The 2,331-nt window shown below is 71.5% G+C and carries 3 protein-coding genes; all 3 read left to right on the top strand.

Annotation, left to right across the window (positions count from 1 at the left end):
- On the top strand, positions 1-971 hold a 971-nt coding region (locus ACFE99_RS25095), incomplete at its 5' end, for a glycosyltransferase family 9 protein (protein WP_375489591.1).
- Positions 968-1,543, top strand: coding sequence for an SIS domain-containing protein (locus ACFE99_RS25090; protein WP_375489589.1), 576 nt, complete (start codon positions 968-970; stop codon positions 1,541-1,543). The genes ACFE99_RS25095 and ACFE99_RS25090, both read left to right, overlap by 4 nt.
- Positions 1,540-2,331, top strand: a 792-nt coding sequence (locus ACFE99_RS25085; RefSeq protein ID WP_375489587.1) for a bifunctional heptose 7-phosphate kinase/heptose 1-phosphate adenyltransferase, incomplete at its 3' end; no start/stop codon positions are given. The genes ACFE99_RS25090 and ACFE99_RS25085, both read left to right, overlap by 4 nt.

The raw sequence follows: 2,331 nt of genomic DNA, 5'->3' as shown, positions 1-2,331 counted from the left end.
GCCCCGCGGCCCGGGCCGTCGCCGCCGCCCACGACCGGGTGGTGTTCCTGGCCGGTCCGCGCGGCAGTGAGGCCGCCCGGATGCTGCCGGGCGTCGACCGGGTGGTCGAGTGGGCGGCGGCCTGGGTGGACTTCGATGCGCCGCCGGTGACCGCCGACGCCGTGGCGTCGCTGGTCGACACGATCGCCGATGAAACGCCCGATGCGGTAATGATTTTCACGTCGTTTCACCAGTCCCCACTGCCGCTGGCGTTGATCTGCCGGATGGCCGGCGTGGAGTGGATCGGCGCGATCTGCGACGACTATCCGGGCAAGTTGCTGGACCTGCGCCACCACGTCGACGAAGACATCGCAGAACCGCTGCGGGCGTTGTCGCTGGCCGAAGCCGCGGGCTATCGGCTCCCTGGGGGCGACGACGGGCGGTTGCGCGTCAAACGCCTGCCGCAACTCGCCCCGGCACTGCGCGCCACCCTGAACGCGCATGACTACGTGGCGTTTCACCCGGCCGCCGCGGTGCCGGCGCGACGGCCGTCCGCGCGCAAGTGCGCGGAGATGGTCCACGCGCTCGCATCGACCGGCCACCGTGTGGTGGTCACCGGTGCCGAGGCCGAGCGGGAACTGACGGCACAAGTCGCCGGTGAGGTGGCGCTGGATTTGGCCGGGCAGACCACGCTGGCCGAACTCGGTTCGGTGTTCGCCGGCGCCCGCGCCGTGGTAGCGCCCAACACCGGACCCGCACACCTCGCGGCGGCGGTCGGGGCACCGGTGGTGTCGCTGTTCGCGCCCGTAGTTCCGGCCGCCCGCTGGCTGCCGTACGGGACGACGGTGGCGGTGCTGGGTGACCAGGATGCCCCCTGCCGGGGCACGCGGGCGCGCGAATGCCCGGTTGCCGGGCATCCCTGTCTGGACGGCATCAGCGCCCAGGAGGTCGTCTCGGCGGTCGCCGAGGTATCCAGTCGAGGTGCAGCATGATCGAACGTCATTTCGCCGATCTGGTGGCCGCGGTGGCGCGGGTTCGTCCGGCCGCCGCCCAACTGTCGGACTGGGGCACGCATCTGGCGGGCGTGCTCACCAGTGGTGGTCGCCTGCTGGCATGCGGCAACGGTGGCAGCGCCGCCGAAGCCCAACATCTGACCGCCGAACTGGTCGGCCGCTTCAAAAACGAACGAGATCCGTTGTCCGCGATTGCTTTACACGCCGACACCTCGGCGTCGACGGCGATCGTCAACGACTACGGTCCTGAGGAAATGTTCGCCCGTGGGGTGCGGGCGCACGGCCGGCCCGGCGATGTGCTGGTCGCGTTGTCCACCAGCGGCACCAGCCCCAACGTGCTCGCCGCGGTCAAGGCGGCGCAGGAAATCGGGGTGACAACCTGGGCGTTGACCGGTCCGGCGCCTAATCCGCTGCTGGCCATGAGCGACGACGCGATCTGCGTGGACGCCGATTCGACGGCCACCGTGCAGGAGATCCACCTGGTGCTCCTGCACGGCTTGTGCATGGCGCTCGACGAGGTGCTGCTCGGCCCGAGGAGCAAAGCCGTATGAAACCACCTGTCATCATTGGCGATTCGATACTCGACATCGACGTCGAGGGTTCGGCGAGCCGGCTCTCCCCGGAGGCGCCGGTTCCAGTGGTGGAACCGGAGCGGATTTGGCAGCGGCCCGGCGGTGCCGGGCTGGCGGCCGTGCTGGCCGCCCGCGTGCACCCCGAGGTGGTGCTGGTGACCGCGACTGCCGACGATCCGACCGGTCGCACACTGGCCGGGCTGTTCTCCGCCGACTACCCGGGCATCCGGGTCGTCGGGATTCCCCTCGCCGGCAGCACCGCCACCAAGATCCGGATCCGGGCGGGCGGCCAGTCGGTGGTTCGTATCGACCACGGCGACGGGTACGCGGGCGACGAGCCCCTCACGCCGGAGGTGGAAGCGGTCTTGGAGCAGGCGGCGGCGGTCTGCGTCTCCGACTACGGCCGCGGCGTCGCCGCGCACCCGCAACTGCGCGCGATGCTCAAGGCGGCAGCGGGCAGGCTCCCTGTCGTCTGGGACCCGCACCCGCGCGGCCCCAAACCGATCCGCGGTTGCACGCTCGTCACGCCCAATCAGGCTGAGGCTGAGCAGTTTTCGCCCGCCAGCCCCAGTCGGCTGGCCGGCGCGCTGCGCATCCAGTGGGGGTCGCGGGCGGTCAGCGTGACGCTCGGGGCACGCGGAGCGATTTTCGCCGACCGCCGCCACGCCGGGCACCACATCGTCCCGCCGGACACCGCCGGCAGCGGCCGCAGCGACACCTGCGGTGCCGGCGACTGGTTGACCGCCGGCTTGCTGGCGAAAGCGGCC

The organism is uncultured Mycobacterium sp. (assembly GCF_964249325.1).
Classification (GTDB): Bacteria; Actinomycetota; Actinomycetes; order Mycobacteriales; family Mycobacteriaceae; genus Mycobacterium.
This window is presented reverse-complemented; position numbering and strand designations above follow the sequence as displayed.